This window comes from Trinickia dabaoshanensis (assembly GCF_002879885.1).
Taxonomy (GTDB): domain Bacteria; phylum Pseudomonadota; class Gammaproteobacteria; order Burkholderiales; family Burkholderiaceae; genus Trinickia; species Trinickia dabaoshanensis.
This window is the reverse complement of record NZ_PNYA01000094.1, coordinates 1-394: the sequence shown is the minus strand read 5'-3', so window position 1 is coordinate 394 and position 394 is coordinate 1. Positions and strand designations below refer to the sequence as shown.

General features: G+C 58.6%; 1 protein-coding gene. It reads left to right on the top strand.

Annotated elements, in window-relative coordinates; all coding sequences use genetic code 11:
* Positions 1 to 208: 208 nt before the first annotated feature.
* Positions 209 to 394, top strand: a 186-nt coding sequence (locus C0Z18_RS32520; protein ID WP_233217593.1) for a thioredoxin family protein, incomplete at its 3' end; no start/stop codon positions are given.

The following is a 394-nucleotide window of genomic DNA, read 5'->3' as shown; positions in this document are numbered from 1 at the left end:
GCCATGTCTCCGTAAATCTGTGTGTTGTTTTTACCCGATGGTATCCGAACGATCGTTCTATTTTCAACCGTTGCTCTGACATACGTTATGCGGCGGGCAGACGGACGGCAGGCGGCCTCGAAACGGCCCGGCCCACCCCAAGTAAAATGCACGATACCTCTCGCCGGCGGATATGCCGGCGCCATTGCCCCTCAGGAGAAGCCCGACGATGAGCGACATCACCTCGCAGAATTTCGCGCAGGAAGTGGTCGAAACCTCACGCCAGATCCCGGTGCTGGTCGATTTCTGGGCGCCGTGGTGCGGCCCGTGCCGCACATTGGGCCCGATGCTGGAAAAGCTGGAGGCCGAATATGCCGGCAAATGGAAGCTCGCGAAGATCAACTCAGACGAAAAC